Raw genomic sequence first — 22,813 nt, forward strand, 5'->3', positions numbered from 1 at the left:
AAGGCAGAAAAAAGCCTTTCTAGACTTTTTTTATTATTATAAAATTTGTATTAAAATTCATTTGATTTTATAATTATTCACACTTATAATAAGACTTACATAAATATACGTAAAAAGGAGTTTTTATAAATGAAATTACTAGAATGGGTTAATCTAAAAGTGGTTGATAGTTTAAAAGGCAAAGACCTGCTAACACTTTTGGATTACTCAAAAGAGGAAGTGAGCGAATTAATACAGCTAGCAGTAGAATTGAAAGCACTGACTAAGGCTGGAAAGTGTCCCCCCTTATTAGAAGGGAAAACTTTAGGAATGATTTTTGAAAAACATTCGACTCGTACTAGAATCTCTTTTGAAGTTGGGATGAAGCAATTAGGTGGAAATGGCATGTTTATGAATGCACGTGATCTTCAAATCGGACGAGGAGAATCGGTATATGACACTGGCCATGTATTATCTGGATATTTAGACGGGATTATGATTCGTGCGAATTCACATGAAATGGTGAAGGAACTTGCAGAACATGCAAGTATACCCGTTATTAATGGTTTAACTGATATGTATCATCCATGCCAAGCACTTGCAGATATATTAACGATACATGAGGTAAAAGAGAATATGGAAGGTCTGAAGCTTGCTTATATTGGTGATGGAAATAATGTAGCTCATTCTTTAGTAATTGCAGCAGCTTATATGGGAATGCACATTGCTATAGCAACTCCAGTTGGCTATGAAGCAAATTCTGACATTATTAATAAAGCAACAGCAATTGCACTTGAAAATGGTGGTTCACTATTTGTCTCACATGATCCGCTAGAGGCAGTAGTAAATGCAGATGTTGTATATACAGACGTTTGGACGTCTATGGGTCAGGAAGAGGAAGCAGCAAAAAGACTTGCAGATTTTAAAGGTTTTCAAATTAATGATGAATTAGTAGCAAACGCTAAATCGGATTATATGTTTTTGCATTGCCTACCTGCTCATCGTGAAGAAGAAGTTGCAACATCTGTTATAGATGGTCCAAACTCATATATTTTTCAACAAGCCGAAAACCGTTTACATGCCCAAAAAGCAGTACTTGCTTCAGTAATGGCATAGTAAACATTTAATAGAAATTAAGTTGACTGACAGGGTTTGTCTAGCAGCTTGGTAAGATTGGTTGTATTTGTAACACCATACAGTGATGTTGTCTGTCAAGATGGACGGCTACATCACTACATAGGAAGAGTGATTCAGGAGACGCTGGGTCACTCTTTATTATTTACATAGAGTTAAACTAATTCTACTCGGTAAACTCACGACCCCCCTCTTCTAAAAAAAGCGGTAAGGATGAAAGCAACCGCACTGTCCACACTAATCCGATATTGATTGAAAACAGGTATTACTTTTCATAGGCGAGATTAACGTTTTTTTAGTTCTGTAAAATATTAATTTTCCACTACTTCAAATTCAATTGATTGTTCCATATTATAAGTTTGTTTTGACTCATCTGTTTCTATATAGAAATCTGTTCTACCACTAATAACATATCTTCCTATCGGAAATTCTCCATCCATTAGCTTTTTAACAAATTGAACGTAATCATCTGGACTGAATTCATTGTAACCACCAGAAAAACTATATGGTATACGAAAAGGCTCCCCTTTTTTAAATTGTGTGTTGAGAAGTGGTGTATCCATCGCATACCCAAAATCGAAATTATTATTTAATTCTTTCAACTCTAATATGAAAGGGGAACCAGCGTGATAAATCGTAATTTCATCACTTTCGCCAACATATTCCAGTTCAGCGTAAATTTGAAGGGGTTCGTTTAGTGTATAAATATCTTTTTCAGATTTAAGTTGGAATATGAAATCATCCGTAATGCCCTTTTTATCTTTTGAAAATATCTGTTCATCATCTTGTTTTGCAGTTCCGCAAGAAACGAGTACTATTAGGATAAATATTAATAAGAAAGCTTTTTTTATAGTGGTCACTTCCTTTCATTATGGTTGCATTCTATTATTAGTCGTGACTTGCGCAAACTTTGTTTCATCTCATTGTTTATAAGTTTTTTATGTAAAAAAAGACTGACCCATCGTCGAGTAAACGACTAATAAGTCAGTCTTTGTATTTTGTCAATTATGCTTCAGACACGGATGCTTTCGTTTTAGTAGAGCTTACTTTTTCACTTCCCTCTACTGGGCGTTTAGACCAATATGTCGCGAGGATAGGACCAGAAATATTGTGCCAAACTGCACCTAGTGCACTTGGTAAAGCAGCAAGAGGGCCTAAGTGAGCTGTAGCTAATGCAACACCTAATCCTGAATTTTGCATCCCAACTTCAATAGAAATAGCACGGCAATCTAATTTGGAAAGACCAGTCATTTTCCCTGCATAATAACCTAAAAGGAGACCAGCCCCATTATGAAGAAATACTCCTAAGAATACCAAAAATCCAGCTGAAGCAATATTGTCGACGTTTCCAGCTACTACCGCAGAAACAATCGTAATAATCGCTAAAACAGAAATTAGAGGAACGACGTTTAAACTTTTTTCTACAAAAGTAGGTAGTATTTTTTTTACAATTAACCCAAGAGCGATTGGAAGAATAATTACTTGTACAATTGACTTAAACATCGACATAGGATCAACCGGCATCCATTGACCAGCTAATAAAAGCAATAATAATGGCGTAAGTAAAGGTGCAAGTAATGTTGAAAAAGATGTCATCGTTATGGATAATGGAACATTTCCTTTTGCTAAATAAACCATAACGTTAGAAGCTGTTCCTCCAGGTACAGAGCCAAGCAGGACAAGTCCAGCTGCAAGTTCACCAGGAAGCTGTAAAATATAAGCAATAGCAAGTGCTGTAGAAGGCATAATAATAAACTGAGCAGCTACACCTATTAAAACTGGTTTAGGATGCGTTGCAATTAACTTGAAGTCAACAGCTTTCAACGTAAGCCCCATTCCAAACATTACTATTCCTAGCAAAATCGTTATATACTTTCCGAATGGTAAAAAAGTATCCGGAATTAAGAATGCGATAACCGCTACTATTATTACTAAAAAAGCAAAGTATTTTCCTGCAAAATTACTGATGGATTCTAAAACTTTCAATTTATTCACCTGAACTTTCTATTTTTACTATTTTATTAGGATTTAATATATTATTTGGATCAAGTGCTAGCTTAATCTTTTCCATTACATGAAGTGCTTCTCCATGTTCAGCAGCCTGGTATTTTTGTTTACCTACTCCAACTCCATGTTCTCCTGTACAAGTACCATCTCGTTCTAGTGCATAGTGAACGATTTTTTCATTAAATGCATCAGCTTTAGCAACTTCTTCTGGATTATTCATGTCAATCATTAATAGAGCATGGAAATTACCATCTCCAACATGGCCTACAACTCCACCGGTAAGTCCGATTGCTTCTAATTCTTTTCTTGCAAAAATTACTGCACCTGCTAATTCAGATATCGGAACACAAACGTCTGTAACCATCATCTTTTTCCCAACGTTTCCGTGTATATAAGCATAGGCCAGATTATGTCTTGCATCCCATAGTTTCGTGCGAGCTGTATTGTCTGATTCAAATTGAATTTCTTCGCATTCATGATCTTCCATTATTTCTTTCGTAAACTCAACATCTTGATTTAATCCTGCTTCGTTGCCATCGAATTCTAAAAACAGTGTTGGTCTTTCTGCATAATTTGTATCGCTAAAATGGTTTACTTGACGAATAGATTCTTCATCGACTAATTCCACTCGAGCTATTGGAATTCCAGCTTGTAAAATAGATGTAACTGCCTCTACAGCATTTTGGACTGTTGGGAAGACTGCTCTAGCAGCTGTTGTGAATTCAGGAATACCATATACTTTTAAAGTCAGTTCTGTAAAACAACCCAGTGTCCCTTCCGAACCAACAAAAAGCCCGTTCAAATGGTATCCAGAAGATGATTTTGCAGCTAAGTTACCAGTATGTATAATAGTTCCATCCGCAAGTACTACTTCTAAATCACGGACTTGATCACGCATAACTCCATATTTTACGGTAGTTGTACCACTTGCATTTGTTGCAGCCATTCCACCTAAAGTTGCATCTGCTCCCGGATCAACAGAGAAGAACAGTCCGTATTTTTTTAACTCCTTATTCAACTGAGTTCTTGTTACACCAGGTTGTACTTTTACAAGCAAATCCTTTTCACGAACTTCTATAATTTTATCCATCAACGAAAAGTCAATGGTAATTCCCTTATCGTAAGGAATGATGTGTCCTTCCAGACTAGAACCACGACCAAATGGGACAACAGGTACTTTTAAATTATTTGCTACTTTCATGATATTACTTACTTCTACAGTTGTTTTTGGAAATACCACAATATCTGGAAGGCTTATATCATGATAGGATTCGTCTCTACCATGAAGTTCTCTAATTGATTGATTGACTGAAACTTGGTCGTCTCCTAAAAATTCTTTTAAAGCAAGTACTATAATTTCGATGGATGTGCTCATTTTTTTCTCCTCTTCACTAAGAATTAAATATAAATTAGAATTTTTCAGATAATTCCAATAGTGTAATTATCAAATAGAAAAAGGAAAATAGCAAGTTATAAAAATACCTTTTTGGAAGAAAAAAGGAGTCAATATATTGCATATTAGTCTAAAAGTAGCTTAATACAAGGACAAATTCACCTTTGTGAATATTTTCGCAATTTTACTCAAGGAAATATATACAATAGCTAAAAGTGAGGTTTAATTAACTTTTTGTTAATTTTAATTGACATTATGTTAAGTACACGTTACATTATGTATATAAAAGTTAACTTTTTGAAGAAAGGGTTATTCAAATGCTTAAAAATCGTGTGAAAGAGCTTAGGGCAAGATTTAGCTACACTCAAGGGGAATTGGGTGAAAAAGCTGGTGTAACAAGACAAACAATTGGGTTTATTGAAAAAGGGGAATTCTCCCCATCTATAACACTTTCTTTAAAGCTTGCACATATTCTCGACTGTAAAGTGGATGAATTATTTTGGTTAGAAGGGGAGGAATGGAAATGAAGAAGGATTTTCGGGTGCAATATCCACTTTGGCAAATGGGCTTTGCTTTGTTATTTCTATTATTTGCAATTGTAATTACTGGAGCAATATCTAATTTTGCTAAGGCTAATAGGTCGTTCAACTATTCTGTAGAGTTAGGTGCATTAGAAGGATTTATGGTGTTTTTATTGCTTCCTGTATACATTGGGATGGTTCTACTATTTGGTACAAAAATATCGAAATATAACAAAGAACATCCGAGAAACAAAATAACTATTTGGGGTATAAAACCAGTTGAATATATGGAAGATGATGAAGCATGGCAAATGATTACAACTAAAGCAACTCAGAAAGTTTACACGTTCTTTTCATGGTCATTGCCTTTATCCGCAGTTATCCATCTATTTTTACCTGCTTCTCAGCTATTGATCATTTTGAATATAATTGTTCTTTCTATGACGCAATATATTATTTATTATGTAAATATTCGTAAACATACAATGGAAGAAGAGGAAGTATAAAAAGAACCCGTGAAGAATCATATTTTCTTCACGGGTTCTTTTTATTTGAATGCAGTTGAAAGTTCATTTAGTACAGCGTTTTTCTTTGTATCATCCGCAATGTTCCACCATTTTTCAAAGAACACTCCAAGACCAGGAAGTAAATGTTCTTCTCCTCTTTGAATTGCATCCTCAACAACCCCTCGAATGTCAGTCGGAGATTGCCCTTTCATATTAGCTGATATTGCTTCTCGAATTTGAAAATCCATTTTTCATCACTCCTTGCAATTATCTTCCCCAAACACTCGCTTGCTATACATGAATTTGTTACTATTAAATAAAAAAGGCGGTTACATATAGATGAAACGAATTGAATCCACGCAAAATTCGCTAGTGAAACATTGGAAAAAATTATTAAGTGTTCGAAAAGAGCGCGAAAAAACAAGCGAGTTTCTAATAGAGGGATATCACTTAGTAGAAGAAGCGATTAAACAAAAAGAAAATGTATTAACTATAATGATTAGTGACACAAGCGAAATCCCTGTGACTTGGGACGTAGACAATATAGAAATAGTAGAAATTAATGATGTTATTAAAAAAGAACTTGCAGAAACAGAGCATACACAAGGTATATTTGCTCATTGTAAGCAGCAAACTGTGATAGAGGAAGAGCATGCCAATTGGAAGCGCATTTTGTTAATTGATGCAGTTCAAGACCCTGGGAATATTGGTACAATGATCCGTACAGCAGATGCTGCTGGAATCGATGCAGTAATTTTAGGTAAAGGATCTGCGGATGCATATAATCCAAAGACGCTAAGATCAGCACAAGGCTCTCATTTTCATATACCGATTTTAAAAGGTGACTTGCATTATTGGGTAGATCAATTAAAAAAACGTCAGATTCCCGTTTTCGGTACAGCATTTGAAAACTCAACACCTTTTAACAAAGTAGAAACAAGTAATGCATTTGCCTTAATCGTTGGAAATGAAGGAAGTGGCATTAGTGAAGAGCTACTGCAAAAAACGGATCAGAACATTATTGTGCCCCTTTTTGGACAAGCTGAGTCATTAAATGTGGCGGTTGCAACAGGAATCCTTTTATATGGATTGGCACTTAAATAAATATCACTTGATGAAACAATTAAAACTCCGTATAATAGAATATAATTTGATAAATAAAAAAGCTGTCATCGGGAAAAGTATATATGACGATTCGAATAAAGGAATTTTACACCTTGACTGAAAGTGTAATTGGAGAATGCATATAGAAGTTCACCCCGTTAGCTGCCACCGGGACCAGCAATAGCTGTAAAGGTGTGCCGGTGTAGAGCCGTTAGTCGAATTGAGTGATTGTACGTTTTTTGTACAATAATCAGGGTGGTACCGCGAAATTAGTCCTCGTCCCTTTTATAGGGGCGGGGTTTTTATTTTGTCAAAATTTCAATTAGCGGAAACATGCATGCCTTCGGCGGATGGCACAGATTTTGTAAAGGAGTTCATCGAGCGGGCTCGTTGCAAAATCTGGACTCATATAAGCCAAGGCGAATTTGATTAAGGAGAGATCATAAAACATGGAAGCACAACTTCAACAATTAAAAGAAGAAGCTTTGCAAAAAATTGAAGCTTCACAAAATGTAAAAGAATTAAATGATGTACGTGTTGCATACCTAGGGAAAAAAGGACCAATTACGGATTTATTAAAAGGAATGGGTAAACTTCCTGCAGATGAACGTCCAAAAATGGGAGCTCTAGTAAATGTTGTTCGAGAAGAAGTAACCGAAGTATTAGAAGCTCGGATGACACTCCTTCAAGAGCAAGCAATTCAAGAGCAATTAGAAAAAGAATCTATTGATGTTACATTACCAGGTCGCCCAGTTAAAACAGGGAATCATCATCCTTTAACACGAGTGGTAGAAGAGATTGAGGACTTATTTATCAGCATGGGTTATGAAATTGCCGAAGGTCCAGAAGTGGAAAAGGATTACTACAACTTTGAAGCTTTGAATTTACCAAAAGGACATCCAGCTCGTGATATGCAAGACTCTTTTTATATTTCAGAGGATATTCTTCTTCGTACACATACATCACCAGTGCAAGCTCGGACAATGGAAGCAAAAGAAGGCAAGCCAATTAAAATTATTTGTCCAGGTAAAGTGTACCGTCGAGATAATGATGATGCGACTCATTCACATCAATTCACTCAAATTGAGGGATTGGTAATAGGTGAAAATATTCGAATGAGTGACTTAAAAGGTACACTTTCTGTTTTTGCGAAAAAAATGTTCGGAGAGGATAGAGAAATCCGTCTACGTCCAAGTTTTTTCCCATTTACAGAGCCATCTGTTGAAATGGATATTTCTTGCTTCAAGTGTGGTGGTAGTGGCTGTAACGTGTGTAAAAAAACAGGCTGGATTGAGATTTTAGGTGCTGGTATGGTGCATCCGAATGTCCTTGAAATGGCTGGATATGATTCGAAAAAGCTTTCAGGTTTTGCATTTGGTATGGGCCCAGAACGTATTGCTATGTTGAAATATGGAGTGGAAGATATTCGTCATTTCTATACGAATGATGTGCGTTTCTTATCGCAATTCCACCGAACAGAAGTGTAAGGAGGAAATGACATGTTAGTTTCTACGAAATGGTTAGCAGAATATGTAAATACACAAGGACTCGATCCTAAGGATTTGGGTGAAAAAATAACTCGTTCAGGTATTGAAGTTGATGCAGTAATAGATCGTTCTCAAGGCATGACAAACGTTGTAGTAGGTTATGTAAAGGATTGTGTGAAGCATCCAGAAGCAGACAAATTAAATATATGCCAAGTAGACGTAGGAGAAGAAATAACACAAATTATTTGTGGGGCTCCAAATGTTGCAGCTGGACAAAAAGTAATCGTTGCACGACCAGGAGCAGTACTGCCTGGTGGAATAAAAATTAAGAAGGCAAAACTTCGTGGAGAAGAATCAAACGGAATGATTTGTTCTCTTCAAGAACTAGGTATAGAAGGAAGACTCGTACCTAAAGCGTATGCAGAGGGTATTTATGTACTTCCAGAATCAGCAACTCCTGGGGAGAGTGCATTGCCTTTACTAGGTTTAGATGATATTATCCTTGAACTTGGCCTGACTCCTAACCGTTCAGATGCACTAAGTATGCTTGGGGTAGCTTATGAAGTAGGGGCAATCCTATCAGAAGACATGAAATATCCGGAAGCAACTTACAATGAAAGTAATGAACAAGCATCTGATTATTTAAATTTACGTTTTAATGCTATGGAAGAAAATCCAATGTACGTAGCAAAAGTGGTGAAAAATGTTCAAGTAAAAGAATCACCACTATGGTTACAGCATCGCTTGATGGCAGCTGGCGTTCGTCCACATAATAACGTAGTAGATATTACAAATTACGTATTAATGGAATATGGTCAACCTCTTCATGCATTCGATTATGACAGATTAGAAACAAAGGAAATTGTGGTTCGTCTTGCAGAAGAAGGGGAAAAAATTGTCACATTGGATGATCAAGAGCGGACATTGAAGTCCACTCATTTAGTAATTACAAATGGTCAAGAACCAGTTGCAATTGCTGGTGTAATGGGTGGTGCAAATTCAGAAGTGCATGATGGGACTACAACGGTAGTAATTGAATCTGCATATTTTGCAAGTGGTTCTGTTCGACAAACATCTAAAGATCACAACTTACGTAGTGATGCAAGCGCTCGATTTGAAAAAGGTGTAGACCCAAATCGTGTAATTCTAGCTGCTGAACGTGCGGCAAGTCTTCTTGCAGAGCTTGCTGGCGGAGAAGTATTAGCTGGTTCTGTAATAGTGGATGAGTTAGACAAAAAACCTGCAGAAGTAGTCGTGTCTCCTGATTTCGTAAACAACCGTTTAGGGATGAAGATTTCTTTAGAAGACATGACATCTACTTTGAGCAGATTAAAGTTTGATTATCAAGCGGCAAATGGATACTTATATATTAATGCTCCAACTCGTCGTCAAGATATTAAAATTCCAGAGGATATTGTAGAAGAAATTGCTCGTATGTACGGTTACGATGAAATTCCAATGACTTTACCAGTGGAAGAATCAAAACCAGGTGGCTTAACCTCTTACCAAGCAAAACGTCGTCAAGTTCGAAGTTATTTGGAAGGTGCAGGTCTTTATCAAGCTATTACGTATTCTTTAACTTCTAAAGAAATGTCTCAAAAATTTGCATTAGAAACTGCTCCAGTCACAGAACTATTAATGCCAATGAGTGAAGAACGTAGCATCCTTCGACAAAGCTTAATCCCGCATTTATTGGAAGCTGTTACGTATAATACTGCACGTCAAGCAGATACGGTGGCACTTTATGAAGTAGGGTCTGTGTTCTTAGGAGAAACAGAATCAGGTTTACCACATGAGCAAGAACATTTGGCAGCAGTAATTGCAGGGAAATGGGTAGAGCATAGCTGGCAAGGTGAGAAAAAAGTTGTAGATTTCTTTGTATTAAAAGGAATTGTAGAAGGATTGATGGAACTTCTTGGCCATACAAGTGAACTTACATTTGAAAAAGCGGTAATAGATGGCTTACATCCAGGACGTACTGCATCCATTAAGCTAGCAGGTGAAGCAATCGGTGTCATCGGTCAATTACATCCTTCTGAGCAAAAAGCACGTGATTTGAAAGAAACTTATGTAGTAGAAATTAATTTAGTAAAAGTATTAAATAAAGAATTGGATGCATTATACTATGCACCAGTTTCAAAATTCCCGTCAATTACACGTGATATTGCATTAGTAGTAGACAGCGAAAAAGCAGCTGGCGAACTACAAGCAATTATTCAATTATCTGGTGGAAGACTATTAAAAGGTGTACATCTTTTCGACTTATATGAAGGAGAAAAAATGGAACCAGGTAAAAAATCGGTTGCATTCTCTCTCACATACTTCGACCCAGAACGTACACTAACAGACGAAGAAGTTGTGAATGCCCATAACAAAGTATTAAAAGCACTTGCAGAACAAGCAGGTGCAGAGTTAAGAGGATAATTTAAACGGAGCAGCACCAATTATTGGTGCTGCTTTTTTATGAATAAAAAGATGAAACATTTTGCAATGACCAAAATGATATGGAGCTGTTACAACATGCAGCCTATGCGCTAAACGTTAGCCTGCACTGAACTAAAAATTAAAAGACCTAAGTTCGAATGGATATCGAACTCAGGTCATGGAAGCTACTACTTAGTCTACTTATTGGGTCAGACCAAAGATAGCTATTTGCTATTCATCTAGTTTCTATGTTTCCGAATTGTCAATAAAACACCGAATAAAACTCCAATGAATGACATAATGGAAATAATGAAATAAAAAGTATGTCCACCAAATTCTTTATATATGTAACCACCAGCATAAGATGCAATTATACTAGATAAACCGAAGAATAAGAGCGCAAGTACGGTTTGTCCAGTAGCACGCCATTCTTTTGGCATAATTTGATATAAATATTGAATCGCAGCAGTATAAAAAATAGGGAATGTAAACATCTGTAGTACTTGCAATAATGTTAAAGCAAGGGGACTTAAAATGAAAGCAGCGAGGATAAAACGTAAAAAGTAGAAAAATGTTGCCATCGTAATAATTTCTAACTCTTTGCCCTTTCGAAGCCACCAAAAACTTAAAGCAAATATAACTATTTCACTTGTTGCTGCTATAAAGAAGGCAATTCCAATTAATGAAGTATCCCCTCCAAGTGCCCGCAGATGTAGACCTAGAAATGTATCATTCATACGTGCTGGTATTGAACTTATGAAAACCATCACTAAAAATAGAAGCATTTCTTTATTCTTTAATACTTGTTTCAGTCCTTCCATAGTAACAGGCTTTGTGGAGGCTTGGACATCCGGCATGAACCAAACGATTGCAAATGATATCAATCCTAATATTGCAAACAATATAGAAGCGCTGTTCATACCGAAATAGTCCATTGAAAACCCGACAATTAAAGACAAAATCGCATATCCCAACGCTCCATATGTTCGAATTGATCCATAGCTGACTCGAGCCATTTCGGAAACGGTAAAGTTAAGGCTTTCCGTCAGAGGATCCAATGGCATGAGTGCGAAGTATACTAACAAAGCAAACATTACAAGTAACACAAAACTATCCACGTTAAATAAGAAGTATCCAAAAATTGTTGTTAGACTAACAAGTATTAGCATCACTTTACGTATAGTTTTTGTCTTATCACTAATGAATCCCCATAGAGGTTGTGCAATTAATGTTACAAATCCGCCCGTTCCAATAACTAAACCAATTTCGCTAGCTGATAAACCTTTATCCTCCAAATAGACAGGTAAAAAAGGGATAAATAATGCAAGTAAACCAAAAAATAAAAAATTATACCCTTTTAATAAAACTTGAACTTTCAAATCAATTCTCCTTCAACTGTAAAGCTAAATAATTCTGTATTAACTAATATCCTTGAATATTGTAACTGATTTTAAAGTGAACAAGCGAAAACTGTATTTTTAATTATCTTTTATAGACTGAAAGATAGATACGTACTTTTTGAAAGTTTAAGTAAAGGATGTTGTGCATCTCCCGCAAGTCTTCCTAACTTATCGGTTGATAATTATTTCCATTCCTCTGCTAATATAGCGTAATAATACTCGTCCCACCACTCATTATCATGAGGAATACATTTCTTAAAATACCCTTCTCTTCTCATACCGATCTTTTCCATAACTCGGTAAGAGGGTGGATTTTGAGGTTGGCAAGTAGCAATGATTCTGTGTAATTTCATTTCTTCAAAAGCATATTTTAATATGGAAAGAGCAGCTTCCGAAGCATACCCTTTATTATAATATTTAGGATTAAACACCCAACCAATCTCATAGGTATGATCACCAAAATATTGTTGAAAGGAAATGTGCCCAATTAATTCTTCTTTATCTGACAATACAACAGGAAACATATGAGCGTCCCCGCCAATATTTTTATGTACAAAGCACTTTGCATCCTCTTCAGTAAAAACTCCCTCTGGTATGTATTTCATAACAACTGGATCGGAAGTATACTCGTGCACTGCCTTCCAATCACTTATTTTAAAGTTGCGTATATGAAGTCTTTCTGTTTTTATATTCATTCCTGTTCCCCCACCTTTTTCCATTCTTATTTTATTTAACATCATATATCCCAAAAGTACAATGGTTTAATTTATTAAGAAAAAAGGATTTACCTTCTTTAAATAGAACCTTAATAATATGTATATTGTTGGAGGCTATGAAATGGATAACATAGACAAGAGAAAACGTTTAGATGCTAATCCTTTTAGTTATCATATTACAAAGGATCATATTGTTTTTCTTGAGTTTCATGGGAAACGTGTAAAAATATTAAAAGGAAAAGATGCTGAGAGATTTTTAGAAAAAATGAATGATGCCAAAGACGAAAAAGAAGAACAATTAATATTAGCGAAACTCACTGGCAATTTTAAAAGAGGAAATGAGAGAAAATAATAAAGGGGAATAGATATGATAAAAAGGAGATATGGGAATCGTTCGGAATGGAAGCGAATTGTGAAAAGAAAGTATGCACAATACTATTTGAATACTAAAGAGTTTACTGGAGTTTTAACATTATTAAATCTTGTTCAAGTTACGGAGCCTTTATGGGTGAACTATGCAGACAAAAGCATTTGTATTGTAGATGATGGGTATAGTTGGATGCAACATTTCCCAATAGGAAATAATTACTCCATTACTACGATGTTTAATGCGAATGATGAAATTGTACAATGGTATATAGATATATGCCATGATATAGGAACAGAAAATAATATTCCTTGGTGGGATGATTTATTTCTAGATATTATTATTTTGCCTAGTGGAGAGATAATTCTTCAAGATGAAGACGAACTGGAAGATGCTCTTTCAAATAATCTCATTGATCGGGATATGTATAATTTAGCATGGAACGAAGCCAATAGAATTACATCATTACTAAAGGAAGATAAATTTGAGTTGCTTAAATATTCAAAAATCCATAAGGAACAGTTAGAAAAACAGCTTCATACTGTGAGGGATGTAAATGCGTAAAGTAGAAGTTTTGCCTTATTCTGATCAATGGAAGGAACTTTTTGAGGATGAAGCAAGAAAAATAAAAGAAATATTTGGTTCAGACATTCTGGAGATCCATCATATTGGGAGCACCTCTGTTAGAGGACTTCAAGCAAAACCAATAATAGATATGATGCCGGTAGTTAGTGATATATCTACAATTGATACATATAACGAAGCAATGATTAAACTTGGATATATTCCAAAAGGAGAGAATGGTCTCCCAGGACGTAGATATTTTCAAAAAGGTGGCGATAATCGATCACACCATGTGCATATGTATGAAACGGGTAATACAGAAATTAAACGACACCTTGTATTTAGAGATTACTTAAGAGTTCATCCACAAGTTGCCCATGAATATGGGGAATTAAAGAATATGTTAGCAAAACAATTTCCATATAATATGGATTCGTATATTAAAGGAAAAGAAAAATTAGCATTGGAAATTCAACAAAAAGCAATGGAATGGTCAAAAGGCATCATCAAAAGGAATTTTCATCGCGCATTTGGTGTATATGGTATATGCGTGCAACAAGAAAAACTGCTTGTTATCAATAAAAATGGTGGTCCTTACATTAACCGCTTTGATCTTCCTGGAGGGAATTTAGAAGAAAGAGAGAGTTTAGTACTAGCTTTAAAAAGAGAATTTTTAGAAGAAACAGGTTTAGAAATCGAAATTATTAAAGCTATAGGCACTACTGATTTCATGATTTCTGCGGACTGGAGAGGTGCGACAGATGTACACCATATTGCAGTGTTTTATTTAGTTAAGCAAGTGGGTGGTGATATAGTGGAACCTGAACAATTTGAAGGACAAGACTCATTTGGAGCTGTGTGGGTTGCTGAAAATGAAATTAATGCTGAAAATGCTTCACCACTCGTACTAAAAGCAATGGAATGGTTAAGAACTGAAAGTTTAGGGATGGATGTAAACCATTACCCTAAGTTTGTAGTTAAAAAAGATTGGAGTTGAGTTGATGTTGAAAAATGAAATTACTAGGTTAATAAAGATAGAGCATCCTATTATTCAAGCACCAATGGCTGGAGGGATAACTACTTCGAGATTAGTGGCAGCTGTTTCTAATAGTGGAGCGCTTGGAATGATTGGAGCCGGATATTTAACTCCATCTAAATTAAAAGAGCAAATCAAAGAGGTAAAGCAGTTAACATCAGAATGCTATGGAGTAAATTTATTTGTTCCAAACTTTTTTGAGATTGATGAAGCGAAGATAAAGAAAACCAATCAATTACTAAGCAAATACAAAGTGGAATTAAACATTCAAGATGAAAATATACTTCTTCCAAGTATAGAGAATACCAAACAGACATTTATGGAACAAATACAAATTATTATGGAGGAAAAAGTTCCTATTTGTTCCTTTACTTTCGGTGTTCCATCCAAAGAAGTATTAAATGAATTAAGGAAACTAAACATTATCTCTATCGGTACGGCAACAACAGTTAAGGAAGCAATGGCAATTGAGGAACTAGGAATGAATGCTGTCGTTGTACAAGGAAGTGAAGCAGGAGGTCATAGAGGTAACTTTTTAAATGCTCACGAAGAAAGCTTGATTGGCCTAATGTCTTTGATTCCTCAAGTAGTAGATCGTGTAAAGATACCTGTTATAGCTGCTGGGGGAATTATGGATGGTAGAGGACTAATGGCTTCTTTAAGCTTAGGTGCATGTGCTGTCCAAATGGGTACTGCGTTTTTAACCTGTGAGGAAAGTGGTGCTCAACCAATACATAAAGAAGCAATACTCGAAGCAAAAGATGAAGATATAACGTTAACTAATGCTTTTTCAGGTAAATGGGCAAGAGGGATTAAAAATAAATTTATAATAGAAATGCACAAAAATGAAACTGATATTCCAATTTTTCCTATACAAAATACATTGACACAATCGATTCGAAAGACATCTTCTGATCAACATAATAAAGAATTTATGTCTCTTTGGTCTGGTCAAAGCCCCTTACTTGCTAGAACGGAGACAGCGGAAGCATTAATACAGCGGATCATAAAAGAAGCAAAAGGAATAAATATAAACATGTAAAAACAAAGGGGCTGTCCAATAATTCCCTAAAATAATGCAAATGGAGAAAAACGACTTACATTATAAGAAATTTGGCGGTTTTTTTGTATACTTTTTTCATAAAAAGATCCTATTTTATTATATTTTAGATTGAGAGAAGTAATTGATTGGAGTGAAAGGCGGAGACTCCTGCGGGAAAGCGAGATAGTCCGAGACCCCGTACATAGCGCTAGAGAGGAAGGAAGGCTAAGGCCGCCTCTTCAAACGGAAGGCAATCTAAGTTCGCCGCGTCCTGCTCCTGCGCAAAGCTCGTCGCAAAAGAACTTTTGCGGCAACGATTGCATGACCCACATCCTGTGGGCCTCAACGCCTTCATGACCAACATCGTGTTGGCCTGAGGAGGCTCGGCGTTCGTTCGCGGAAAGCGTGCCCCTGGAACGGAAATAATCGTCATTTTATTAGAAGCTACGAAGAAAGAGGCTGCCCCTAAAAGTCATTTTTTATGACTTTCAAGACAGCCCCATTTTCTAGTTTGATACAATAATGTATTCATAATAAGGCTCATCTTGTTGCGTATCATCAAACCATTTCATGCCTTTATAAGTAAAACCAATCTTTTCTAGTATTTTGAGTGAACCTTTATTCTCTGGACTCGCTGATGCTGTAACCTTTTGAATATTTGTGTGACTTTTAGCTAATTCTAAGCAAGCCTTAGCAGCTTCAGATGCAAAACCTTTTCCCCAAGATGATTGAATGAAATGATAAATTAATTCAACTTCTTTCATGGAGCCAGTTATATTAAACCCTGCAGAACCAATAACCTCATTCGTCTCTTTTACTATTACAGCGTAAACGGATAACCCGAGGACTTCATGACATTTACGATAACCTGCGATCACTTGAGACAATAGTTCATGTGGGGTAGGTCCATCACATAATGCCATCACTTCTTGATTGCCCCAAAAATGTTTTGCAGACTCTATATGTTCTTCTTCAAATACGCATAAATACAATCGAGCAGTTTCCATTACAATCTTCAAATCCCCACTCCTTTTCACTGTTATCAATCTATAAATATGTTATCATGTCCTGTTTGCCTTTTATAGAAAATATTATCTGCATTTTTTTTCACTTCGCAAATATTATCTGCTTTTTTTTAAAGAAATGAAATTCTGATATCTCATTTAACTAAAAATAAACTAATCGGAATTTGTGAATGTGTACAAGATTGATTAAATTACAAGTTTCTTATTCTGAGGCTCTATTAAAACATGCTCTTTGTTAGCTCTTGCAGTCTCTCACATAGATACGCTTTTCCCACTGAAATCAATAGCAATATATAACTTAATTTTTTCTAATAAAATCGTATGTTGGCACGACACTTGCATTATTAAAAGTGTATCAACAAAATTTTATTATTAGGAGGAATTAATAATGACAACACCTGAAATCTTATATTCCGTGAAAGCACAAAGAGGACCTGAGTTACGTTGTAAAGGATGGAGACAGGAATCCATCCTACGTATGCTTGAAAATAACATGGAAAACGCAGAAAAACCAGAAGAGCTGGTCATCTATGGGGGAATCGGGAAAGCTGCACGCAACTGGGAATCCTATCATGCCATCGTGAAATCCTTAAAAGAGTTAGAGGATGATGAGACATTGGTCGTGCAATCTGGGATGCCGGTGGCGATCTTCAAGACACATAAGTATGCCCCGACCGTGGTGATGGCAACGACGAACATCATGAAAGCAGATTGGCCGACATTCTACGATCTACAAGATAAAAACCTAACGATCTATGCGAACTATACAGCGGCGCCTTGGGAGTATATCGGTACCCAAGGGGTTATCCAAGGAACATTTGAAACACTTTCGGCGATTGCACGCCTGCATTACAATGATTCACTCGTTGGAAAAATTCTACTTACTGCAGGAGCAGGAGGGATGGGCGGGAATCAAACACGTGCGATGACGATGCATGGGGGTGTTGCCATCCTTTGTGACTCGAACATCGAAATCATTCAACGTCGTATCGACAAAGGCTTCATCGATGAGGTTGCGGGATCGCTGGACGAGGCGATTGCGAAGGCGAAGGAATATGCGGCTGCTGGGAAACCGCTTGGCATCGCAGTCGTAGGAAATGCGGCTGATATTTTTGAGGAAGTGCTTGAAAAAGGATGGCTACCAGACATATCTACTTCCATGACCCCAGGGCATGACCCAATCTCTTACTTACCAGCTGGTTATACCGTGGAACAAGCGGAAGAGTTACGTGATTCCAACCGTGAACTTTACCTGGAAAAAGCACGTGAGACAATGGTCCGTGAATTGAAGGCGCTTATCAAATTCATGGATTTGGGTGTCCATTCATTCGAATACGGAACAAGCCACCGCAAAGAATGCATCGATGCTGGAATGGACGAAAAAGAGGCGAAGCGACTACCGGGCTTCGTGGCAGAATATATCCGCCCGCTGTTCTGTGAGGGACGAGGACCATTCCGATGGGTTTGCCTATCGGGTGAGGCAGAGGACTTACGCAAGATTGACGACATGATCCTCGAGAAATTCAGTGACGACCACCTGGTGACACGTTGGATCAAGCTCGCGAAGAAACATATCCCGATCGAAGCGCTACCTGCGCGTATTTGTTACATGGGCTTCGGTCAACGCAAGGCCTTCGCATTAGAAGTGAACGACATGATCCGTCGCGGAGAACTAGCAGGACCTGTGGCATTCTCCCGTGACAACCTGGATTCTGGTTCGATCGTGAACCCGACATTCGAATCAGAAAACATGAAAGACGGCAGTGACTTGATCTCTGACTGGCCGATGTTGAACGGACTTTTAAACGCAGTAGGCATGTGTGACCTCATCGCGATCCAAGCGAACTATTCAATGGGGGAGGCAGTTCATACAGGCGTGACGATGGTTGCGGATGGAACAGCAGAATCGGATATGAGACTCGAGGTGGCGATGACCGTAGACTCAGGCATAGGGGTTGTTCGTCACGCACAGGCGGGTTATGAAATTGCACAGGACGTAGCGAACGGAAAAGGAAAATTAACAGAGGAGAGCATCAAGATCCCATTATGGTGGAAGCGTGAAGCGACATTTGGACCTAAAGATATAAAGAAAGAAGAAGCTAGAGTGAAATAAAATACAAAACAGAACGGCATTAAGCCGTTCTGTTTTTTGATGCGCATTTGTGACCATTGCAATGGCAAATAGATACGTAAAATCCTGTATGATATTTATCCCTTCATTTAAATAGTAGGTTTTTCAAGATCATGCTTTTTAATATGATACTGTAGACTTTGGCGTGTAATGCCAAGTTTTTTTGCAGCTCTAGATACATTCCAATTTGATTGTACTAATGTTGTTTCGATTAATTGTCTTTCCGTACTATTAAAGATTTTTTTAAGAGGTCTTTGAGTGTCCTCTCGCTGATTATAGGAAGTATTGGAATACATCATTATTTTTCCACGCATATAAGATGGAAGGTGCTCAATATCAATAGTTTCACCGTTTTCTGGAACTCGAATAATGATGTTTTCAATCAAATGTTCTAATTCTCTAATATTTCCTGGCCAAGTATAATGAAGAAGACTTTTTCGTAACCAATCGGAAAGTGGTGGAACTGTTTTTGATAATTTTGCTTGATAAGTATCTAAAAAATAATTTATAAAAAAATGTACATCTTCAATTCGATCTCTAAGTGGTGGAATGTATAAACTTGTATGTGCAATTCGATAAAATAAATCTAGTCGCATCCTATTTTCTGCAATAAGTTTTTCGGGATCTTCGTTACACGCACTTATAATAGTACATTTTACAGGTGCAACTTCGTTAGAGCCTACTTTACGAACTAGCCTTTCTTGTAGGACACGCATTAATTTTGTTTGCAAAGTAATGGGCATCGAGTTAATTTCATCTAAAAATAAGGTGCCATCTTGTGCATATTCAAATAATCCCATTTGGTCTGTAGCACCTGTAAATGCACCTTTTACTGTTCCAAATAACGTACTTTCGAGTAAATTTTCTGGGATTGCAGCACAATTTATTGCAACGAATGGTTTATTTGCCCGCGGACTATGGTTATGCATACTTTGCGCAAATAACTCTTTTCCAGTACCAGTCTCGCCTACAATTAATGTATCCGCATTATGTATAGAAACATTTTGAGCTTCTTTTATAAGTTCTAATAGAGGAAGGCTTTTTCCCTTAATATCATTAAATGTAAAAATAGTGCCATTCTTAGAATGGACTTTATCTTCGCTTGAAACATTTGCTTGTCTTTTTAGTTCGATTGTTTCGTGCAGTCGGTCTTTCAATTTTGATTCATTCGTGCTGATAGAAAATACTGAAATGGTTTTCCCGTCTTTTTGGATAGGAAATGTACTATAGTTAACGTATTTAGGTATACCATTAATTTTTGAATGTGCCCGATATCTAGAATAGATAGGTTTTCCTGTTTTAAATGTATGTCGATGTTCCGAGTATTGCGGATTGTAATTATAGACAGACCATAAATGTTTACCTATTATATCCTTGCTAGATAAACCTTCCATTTTCTCTTGAGCATCATTATACAAAGTAATTTCTCCTTCTGAATTACTCATCATAACTCCTTCATCAAGAGCTTCAATAATTTTTTCTAAGCAAAACAATCTTTCCTCTATATAAGTTATATCGCTTTCCGAATATTTTAGGCATAAAAAAATAATAGAACAATCGGAAGAAAAAACTTTCACATCTACTGATAACTTTCTTCCATCTAATTGAAGAGTAAATGATTCATTGTTGTTAAACTGGTTGTAATCACAGTCAATAAAACTACTAATAGCCATTCCATTTGAGATCTTAATAGGAAAGTCCATATCTAAGTCATACCAAAGAATATCATGATTCTCGTTTAGTGCAATCACTCCATCTACAAAACTTCGAATAATTGATCCGATAGATGCTACAGTCATGGTAGTTTTACTCCCTTCCATAAATAAAATTATCAATAGTATAACATAATTCTTCTGACTATTTAGAAGAGTCTGCATGTAAAATTTATCTGCACCTAATAAAACTCAACTCTCTCTATATGTTTTGATAAATAAATAAAATTATTTAATTGGAAGTAAAAAAATATCTGCAGTGTTTTGAATGATTTTGGCATCTCTCTATCTATCAAAATTTCGGTGATAACAAAAATAGACTTATAAAATCAAATGAATTTACGGAATTTTAAAATAGTTTCAAAAAGATTTAGAAAATTGGCACGGCTCTTGCATTATAAAAATGTGTAGAAAACAATTTTATAATTTAGGAGGAAATAGTAATGACAACACCTGAAATCTTATATTCCGTGAAAGCACAAAGAGGACCTGAGTTACGTTGTAAAGGATGGAGACAGGAATCCATCCTACGTATGCTTGAAAATAACATGGAAAACGCAGAAAAACCAGAAGAGCTGGTCATCTATGGGGGAATCGGGAAAGCTGCACGCAACTGGGAATCCTATCATGCCATCGTGAAATCCTTAAAAGAGTTAGAGGATGATGAGACATTGGTCGTGCAATCTGGGATGCCGGTGGCGATCTTCAAGACACATAAGTATGCCCCGACCGTGGTGATGGCAACGACGAACATCATGAAAGCAGATTGGCCGACATTCTACGATCTACAAGATAAAAACCTAACGATCTATGCGAACTATACAGCGGCGCCTTGGGAGTATATCGGTACCCAAGGGGTTATCCAAGGAACATTTGAAACACTTTCGGCGATTGCACGCCTGCATTACAATGATTCACTCGTTGGAAAAATTCTACTTACTGCAGGAGCAGGAGGGATGGGCGGGAATCAAACACGTGCGATGACGATGCATGGGGGTGTTGCCATCCTTTGTGACTCGAACATCGAAATCATTCAACGTCGTATCGACAAAGGCTTCATCGATGAGGTTGCGGGATCGCTGGACGAGGCGATTGCGAAGGCGAAGGAATATGCGGCTGCTGGGAAACCGCTTGGCATCGCAGTCGTAGGAAATGCGGCTGATATTTTTGAGGAAGTGCTTGAAAAAGGATGGCTACCAGACATATCTACTTCCATGACCCCAGGGCATGACCCAATCTCTTACTTACCAGCTGGTTATACCGTGGAACAAGCGGAAGAGTTACGTGATTCCAACCGTGAACTTTACCTGGAAAAAGCACGTGAGACAATGGTCCGTGAATTGAAGGCGCTTATCAAATTCATGGATTTGGGTGTCCATTCATTCGAATACGGAACAAGCCACCGCAAAGAATGCATCGATGCTGGAATGGACGAAAAAGAGGCGAAGCGACTACCGGGCTTCGTGGCAGAATATATCCGCCCGCTGTTCTGTGAGGGACGAGGACCATTCCGATGGGTTTGCCTATCGGGTGAGGCAGAGGACTTACGCAAGATTGACGACATGATCCTCGAGAAATTCAGTGACGACCACCTGGTGACACGTTGGATCAAGCTCGCGAAGAAACATATCCCGATCGAAGCGCTACCTGCGCGTATTTGTTACATGGGCTTCGGTCAACGCAAGGCCTTCGCATTAGAAGTGAACGACATGATCCGTCGCGGAGAACTAGCAGGACCTGTGGCATTCTCCCGTGACAACCTGGATTCTGGTTCGATCGTGAACCCGACATTCGAATCAGAAAACATGAAAGACGGCAGTGACTTGATCTCTGACTGGCCGATGTTGAACGGACTTTTAAACGCAGTAGGCATGTGTGACCTCATCGCGATCCAAGCGAACTATTCAATGGGGGAGGCAGTTCATACAGGCGTGACGATGGTTGCGGAGTGTGACCTCATCGCGATCCAAGCGAACTATTCAATGGGGGAGGCAGTTCATACAGGCGTGACGATGGTTGCGGACGGAACGGCAGAATCGGATATGAGACTCGAGGTGGCGATGACCGTAGACTCAGGCATAGGGGTTGTTCGTCACGCACAGGCGGGCTATGAAATTGCACAGGACGTAGCGAACGGAAAAGGAAAATTAACAGAGGAGAGCATCAAGATCCCATTATGGTGGAAGCGTGAAGCTACATTTGGACCTAAAGATGTGAAAAAGGAAGTTAAGGCATAAGGAAATGAAAAAAGGTAGTAGATATCTA

The 22,813-nt window shown here is 37.3% G+C and carries 20 protein-coding genes and 1 other annotated feature; of the genes, 12 read left to right on the forward strand and 8 right to left on the reverse strand.

The window, feature by feature from the left end; all coding sequences use genetic code 11:
* Positions 1 to 129: 129 nt before the first annotated feature.
* The gene (gene argF, locus AM499_RS02225; protein WP_053588668.1) at positions 130 to 1,095 is read left to right on the forward strand and encodes an ornithine carbamoyltransferase; all 966 of its coding nucleotides are present in this window, start codon (positions 130 to 132) and stop codon (positions 1,093 to 1,095) included.
* 329 nt (positions 1,096 to 1,424) lie between these two features.
* Here the strand turns inward: argF and AM499_RS02230 are convergent, their stop codons facing one another.
* The 3 genes from AM499_RS02230 to AM499_RS02240 all read right to left on the reverse strand — a co-directional run bounded on the left by AM499_RS02230 (position 1,425) and on the right by AM499_RS02240 (position 4,495).
* Positions 1,425 to 1,973, reverse strand: a complete 549-nt coding sequence (locus AM499_RS02230; protein WP_053588669.1) for a hypothetical protein — start codon at positions 1,971 to 1,973, stop codon at positions 1,425 to 1,427.
* A gap of 145 nt (positions 1,974 to 2,118) precedes the next feature.
* On the reverse strand, positions 2,119 to 3,099 hold the full coding sequence (locus tag AM499_RS02235; protein WP_053588670.1) for a bile acid:sodium symporter family protein: 981 nt from the start codon (positions 3,097 to 3,099) through the stop codon (positions 2,119 to 2,121).
* A 1-nt stretch (position 3,100) separates the two neighbouring features.
* Positions 3,101 to 4,495 carry an FAD-binding oxidoreductase gene (locus tag AM499_RS02240; protein ID WP_053588671.1) on the reverse strand — a complete coding sequence of 465 codons (1,395 nt, stop codon included), beginning with the start codon at positions 4,493 to 4,495 and terminating at the stop codon, positions 3,101 to 3,103.
* A gap of 335 nt (positions 4,496 to 4,830) precedes the next feature.
* Between AM499_RS02240 and AM499_RS02245 the strand changes: the two genes are divergently transcribed.
* Positions 4,831 to 5,040 (forward strand): helix-turn-helix transcriptional regulator, encoded by a 210-nt coding sequence (locus AM499_RS02245; RefSeq protein ID WP_053588672.1) that lies wholly within the window; start codon positions 4,831 to 4,833, stop codon positions 5,038 to 5,040.
* Complete coding sequence (locus tag AM499_RS02250) at positions 5,037 to 5,540, forward strand: hypothetical protein (RefSeq protein WP_053588673.1); 504 nt, start codon at positions 5,037 to 5,039, stop codon at positions 5,538 to 5,540. The genes AM499_RS02245 and AM499_RS02250 overlap by 4 nt, the downstream gene beginning before the upstream one ends.
* A gap of 41 nt (positions 5,541 to 5,581) precedes the next feature.
* Here the strand turns inward: AM499_RS02250 and sspI are convergent, their stop codons facing one another.
* Positions 5,582 to 5,788, reverse strand: a complete 207-nt coding sequence (gene sspI / locus AM499_RS02255; protein WP_053588674.1) for a small acid-soluble spore protein SspI — start codon at positions 5,786 to 5,788, stop codon at positions 5,582 to 5,584.
* A gap of 91 nt (positions 5,789 to 5,879) precedes the next feature.
* Between sspI and AM499_RS02260 the strand changes: the two genes are divergently transcribed.
* The 3 genes from AM499_RS02260 to pheT all read left to right on the forward strand — a co-directional run bounded on the left by AM499_RS02260 (position 5,880) and on the right by pheT (position 10,555).
* Positions 5,880 to 6,644, forward strand: a complete 765-nt coding sequence (locus tag AM499_RS02260) for a TrmH family RNA methyltransferase (RefSeq protein ID WP_053588675.1) — start codon at positions 5,880 to 5,882, stop codon at positions 6,642 to 6,644.
* A gap of 55 nt (positions 6,645 to 6,699) precedes the next feature.
* Positions 6,700 to 6,931, forward strand: a binding site (T-box leader).
* Positions 6,932 to 7,093: 162 nt separating this feature from the next.
* On the forward strand, positions 7,094 to 8,131 hold the full coding sequence (gene pheS, locus AM499_RS02265) for a phenylalanine--tRNA ligase subunit alpha (RefSeq protein WP_053588676.1): 1,038 nt from the start codon (positions 7,094 to 7,096) through the stop codon (positions 8,129 to 8,131).
* Positions 8,132 to 8,143: 12 nt separating this feature from the next.
* Positions 8,144 to 10,555: a phenylalanine--tRNA ligase subunit beta gene (gene pheT / locus AM499_RS02270; RefSeq protein WP_053588677.1), complete on the forward strand. Its 2,412-nt coding sequence runs from the start codon at positions 8,144 to 8,146 to the stop codon at positions 10,553 to 10,555.
* A gap of 239 nt (positions 10,556 to 10,794) precedes the next feature.
* Here the strand turns inward: pheT and AM499_RS02275 are convergent, their stop codons facing one another.
* Positions 10,795 to 11,934 (reverse strand): MFS transporter, encoded by a 1,140-nt coding sequence (locus AM499_RS02275; protein WP_053588678.1) that lies wholly within the window; start codon positions 11,932 to 11,934, stop codon positions 10,795 to 10,797.
* 203 nt (positions 11,935 to 12,137) lie between these two features.
* Positions 12,138 to 12,650: a GNAT family N-acetyltransferase gene (locus AM499_RS02280; RefSeq protein ID WP_053592066.1), complete on the reverse strand. Its 513-nt coding sequence runs from the start codon at positions 12,648 to 12,650 to the stop codon at positions 12,138 to 12,140.
* Positions 12,651 to 12,792: 142 nt separating this feature from the next.
* Between AM499_RS02280 and AM499_RS02285 the strand changes: the two genes are divergently transcribed.
* From AM499_RS02285 to AM499_RS02305, 4 genes are read left to right on the forward strand one after another with little or no spacing between them, the layout of a single operon-like run.
* Positions 12,793 to 13,023 (forward strand): hypothetical protein, encoded by a 231-nt coding sequence (locus AM499_RS02285; protein WP_053588679.1) that lies wholly within the window; start codon positions 12,793 to 12,795, stop codon positions 13,021 to 13,023.
* Between the two features lie 15 nt (positions 13,024 to 13,038).
* Positions 13,039 to 13,602, forward strand: a complete 564-nt coding sequence (locus tag AM499_RS02290; protein WP_053588680.1) for a ribonuclease FAU-1 family protein — start codon at positions 13,039 to 13,041, stop codon at positions 13,600 to 13,602.
* Positions 13,595 to 14,599 carry a GrpB family protein gene (locus AM499_RS22300; protein ID WP_082355152.1) on the forward strand — a complete coding sequence of 335 codons (1,005 nt, stop codon included), beginning with the start codon at positions 13,595 to 13,597 and terminating at the stop codon, positions 14,597 to 14,599. The genes AM499_RS02290 and AM499_RS22300 overlap by 8 nt, the downstream gene beginning before the upstream one ends.
* Before the next feature lie 4 nt (positions 14,600 to 14,603).
* Entirely contained in the window at positions 14,604 to 15,680 is a 1,077-nt protein-coding gene (locus tag AM499_RS02305; protein WP_053588681.1) for an NAD(P)H-dependent flavin oxidoreductase, read from the forward strand.
* 506 nt (positions 15,681 to 16,186) lie between these two features.
* Here the strand turns inward: AM499_RS02305 and AM499_RS02310 are convergent.
* Positions 16,187 to 16,699 (reverse strand): GNAT family N-acetyltransferase, encoded by a 513-nt coding sequence (locus tag AM499_RS02310; protein WP_231687517.1) that lies wholly within the window; start codon positions 16,697 to 16,699, stop codon positions 16,187 to 16,189.
* Positions 16,700 to 17,093: 394 nt separating this feature from the next.
* Between AM499_RS02310 and hutU (AM499_RS02315) the strand changes: the two genes are divergently transcribed.
* Positions 17,094 to 18,818: an N-tau-methylurocanate hydratase gene (hutU, locus tag AM499_RS02315; protein ID WP_053588682.1), complete on the forward strand. Its 1,725-nt coding sequence runs from the start codon at positions 17,094 to 17,096 to the stop codon at positions 18,816 to 18,818.
* Between the two features lie 107 nt (positions 18,819 to 18,925).
* Here the strand turns inward: hutU (AM499_RS02315) and AM499_RS02320 are convergent, their stop codons facing one another.
* Complete coding sequence (locus AM499_RS02320) at positions 18,926 to 20,635, reverse strand: sigma-54 interaction domain-containing protein (protein ID WP_053588683.1); 1,710 nt, start codon at positions 20,633 to 20,635, stop codon at positions 18,926 to 18,928.
* 356 nt (positions 20,636 to 20,991) lie between these two features.
* Here AM499_RS02320 and hutU (AM499_RS02325) point away from each other — a divergent pair, with 356 nt between their 5' ends.
* A complete protein-coding gene (gene hutU / locus AM499_RS02325) occupies positions 20,992 to 22,785 on the forward strand; it encodes an N-tau-methylurocanate hydratase (RefSeq protein ID WP_053588684.1) in 1,794 nt (597 codons plus the stop codon).
* Positions 22,786 to 22,813 lie beyond the last annotated feature (28 nt).

The sequence above is a fragment of the Bacillus sp. FJAT-22090 genome (assembly GCF_001278755.1).
In the GTDB taxonomy this organism is placed as follows: domain Bacteria; phylum Bacillota; class Bacilli; order Bacillales_A; family Planococcaceae; genus Psychrobacillus.

Bases quoted from the DNA above. Each gene is read 5' to 3' on its own strand.
- argF (WP_053588668.1), top strand. From the start codon at position 130: ATGAAATTACTAGAATGGGTTAATCTAAAAGTGGTTGATAGTTTAAAA.
- AM499_RS02240 (WP_053588671.1), bottom strand. From the start codon at position 4,495: ATGAGCACATCCATCGAAATTATAGTACTTGCTTTAAAAGAATTTTTA.
- AM499_RS02245 (WP_053588672.1), top strand. From the start codon at position 4,831: ATGCTTAAAAATCGTGTGAAAGAGCTTAGGGCAAGATTTAGCTACACT.
- AM499_RS02250 (WP_053588673.1), top strand. From the start codon at position 5,037: ATGAAGAAGGATTTTCGGGTGCAATATCCACTTTGGCAAATGGGCTTT.
- sspI (WP_053588674.1), bottom strand. From the start codon at position 5,788: ATGGATTTTCAAATTCGAGAAGCAATATCAGCTAATATGAAAGGGCAA.
- AM499_RS02260 (WP_053588675.1), top strand. From the start codon at position 5,880: ATGAAACGAATTGAATCCACGCAAAATTCGCTAGTGAAACATTGGAAA.
- pheS (WP_053588676.1), top strand. From the start codon at position 7,094: ATGGAAGCACAACTTCAACAATTAAAAGAAGAAGCTTTGCAAAAAATT.
- pheT (WP_053588677.1), top strand. From the start codon at position 8,144: ATGTTAGTTTCTACGAAATGGTTAGCAGAATATGTAAATACACAAGGA.
- AM499_RS02280 (WP_053592066.1), bottom strand. From the start codon at position 12,650: ATGAATATAAAAACAGAAAGACTTCATATACGCAACTTTAAAATAAGT.
- AM499_RS02285 (WP_053588679.1), top strand. From the start codon at position 12,793: ATGGATAACATAGACAAGAGAAAACGTTTAGATGCTAATCCTTTTAGT.
- AM499_RS02290 (WP_053588680.1), top strand. From the start codon at position 13,039: ATGATAAAAAGGAGATATGGGAATCGTTCGGAATGGAAGCGAATTGTG.
- AM499_RS22300 (WP_082355152.1), top strand. From the start codon at position 13,595: ATGCGTAAAGTAGAAGTTTTGCCTTATTCTGATCAATGGAAGGAACTT.
- AM499_RS02305 (WP_053588681.1), top strand. From the start codon at position 14,604: ATGTTGAAAAATGAAATTACTAGGTTAATAAAGATAGAGCATCCTATT.
- hutU (WP_053588682.1), top strand. From the start codon at position 17,094: ATGACAACACCTGAAATCTTATATTCCGTGAAAGCACAAAGAGGACCT.
- AM499_RS02320 (WP_053588683.1), bottom strand. From the start codon at position 20,635: ATGACTGTAGCATCTATCGGATCAATTATTCGAAGTTTTGTAGATGGA.
- hutU (WP_053588684.1), top strand. From the start codon at position 20,992: ATGACAACACCTGAAATCTTATATTCCGTGAAAGCACAAAGAGGACCT.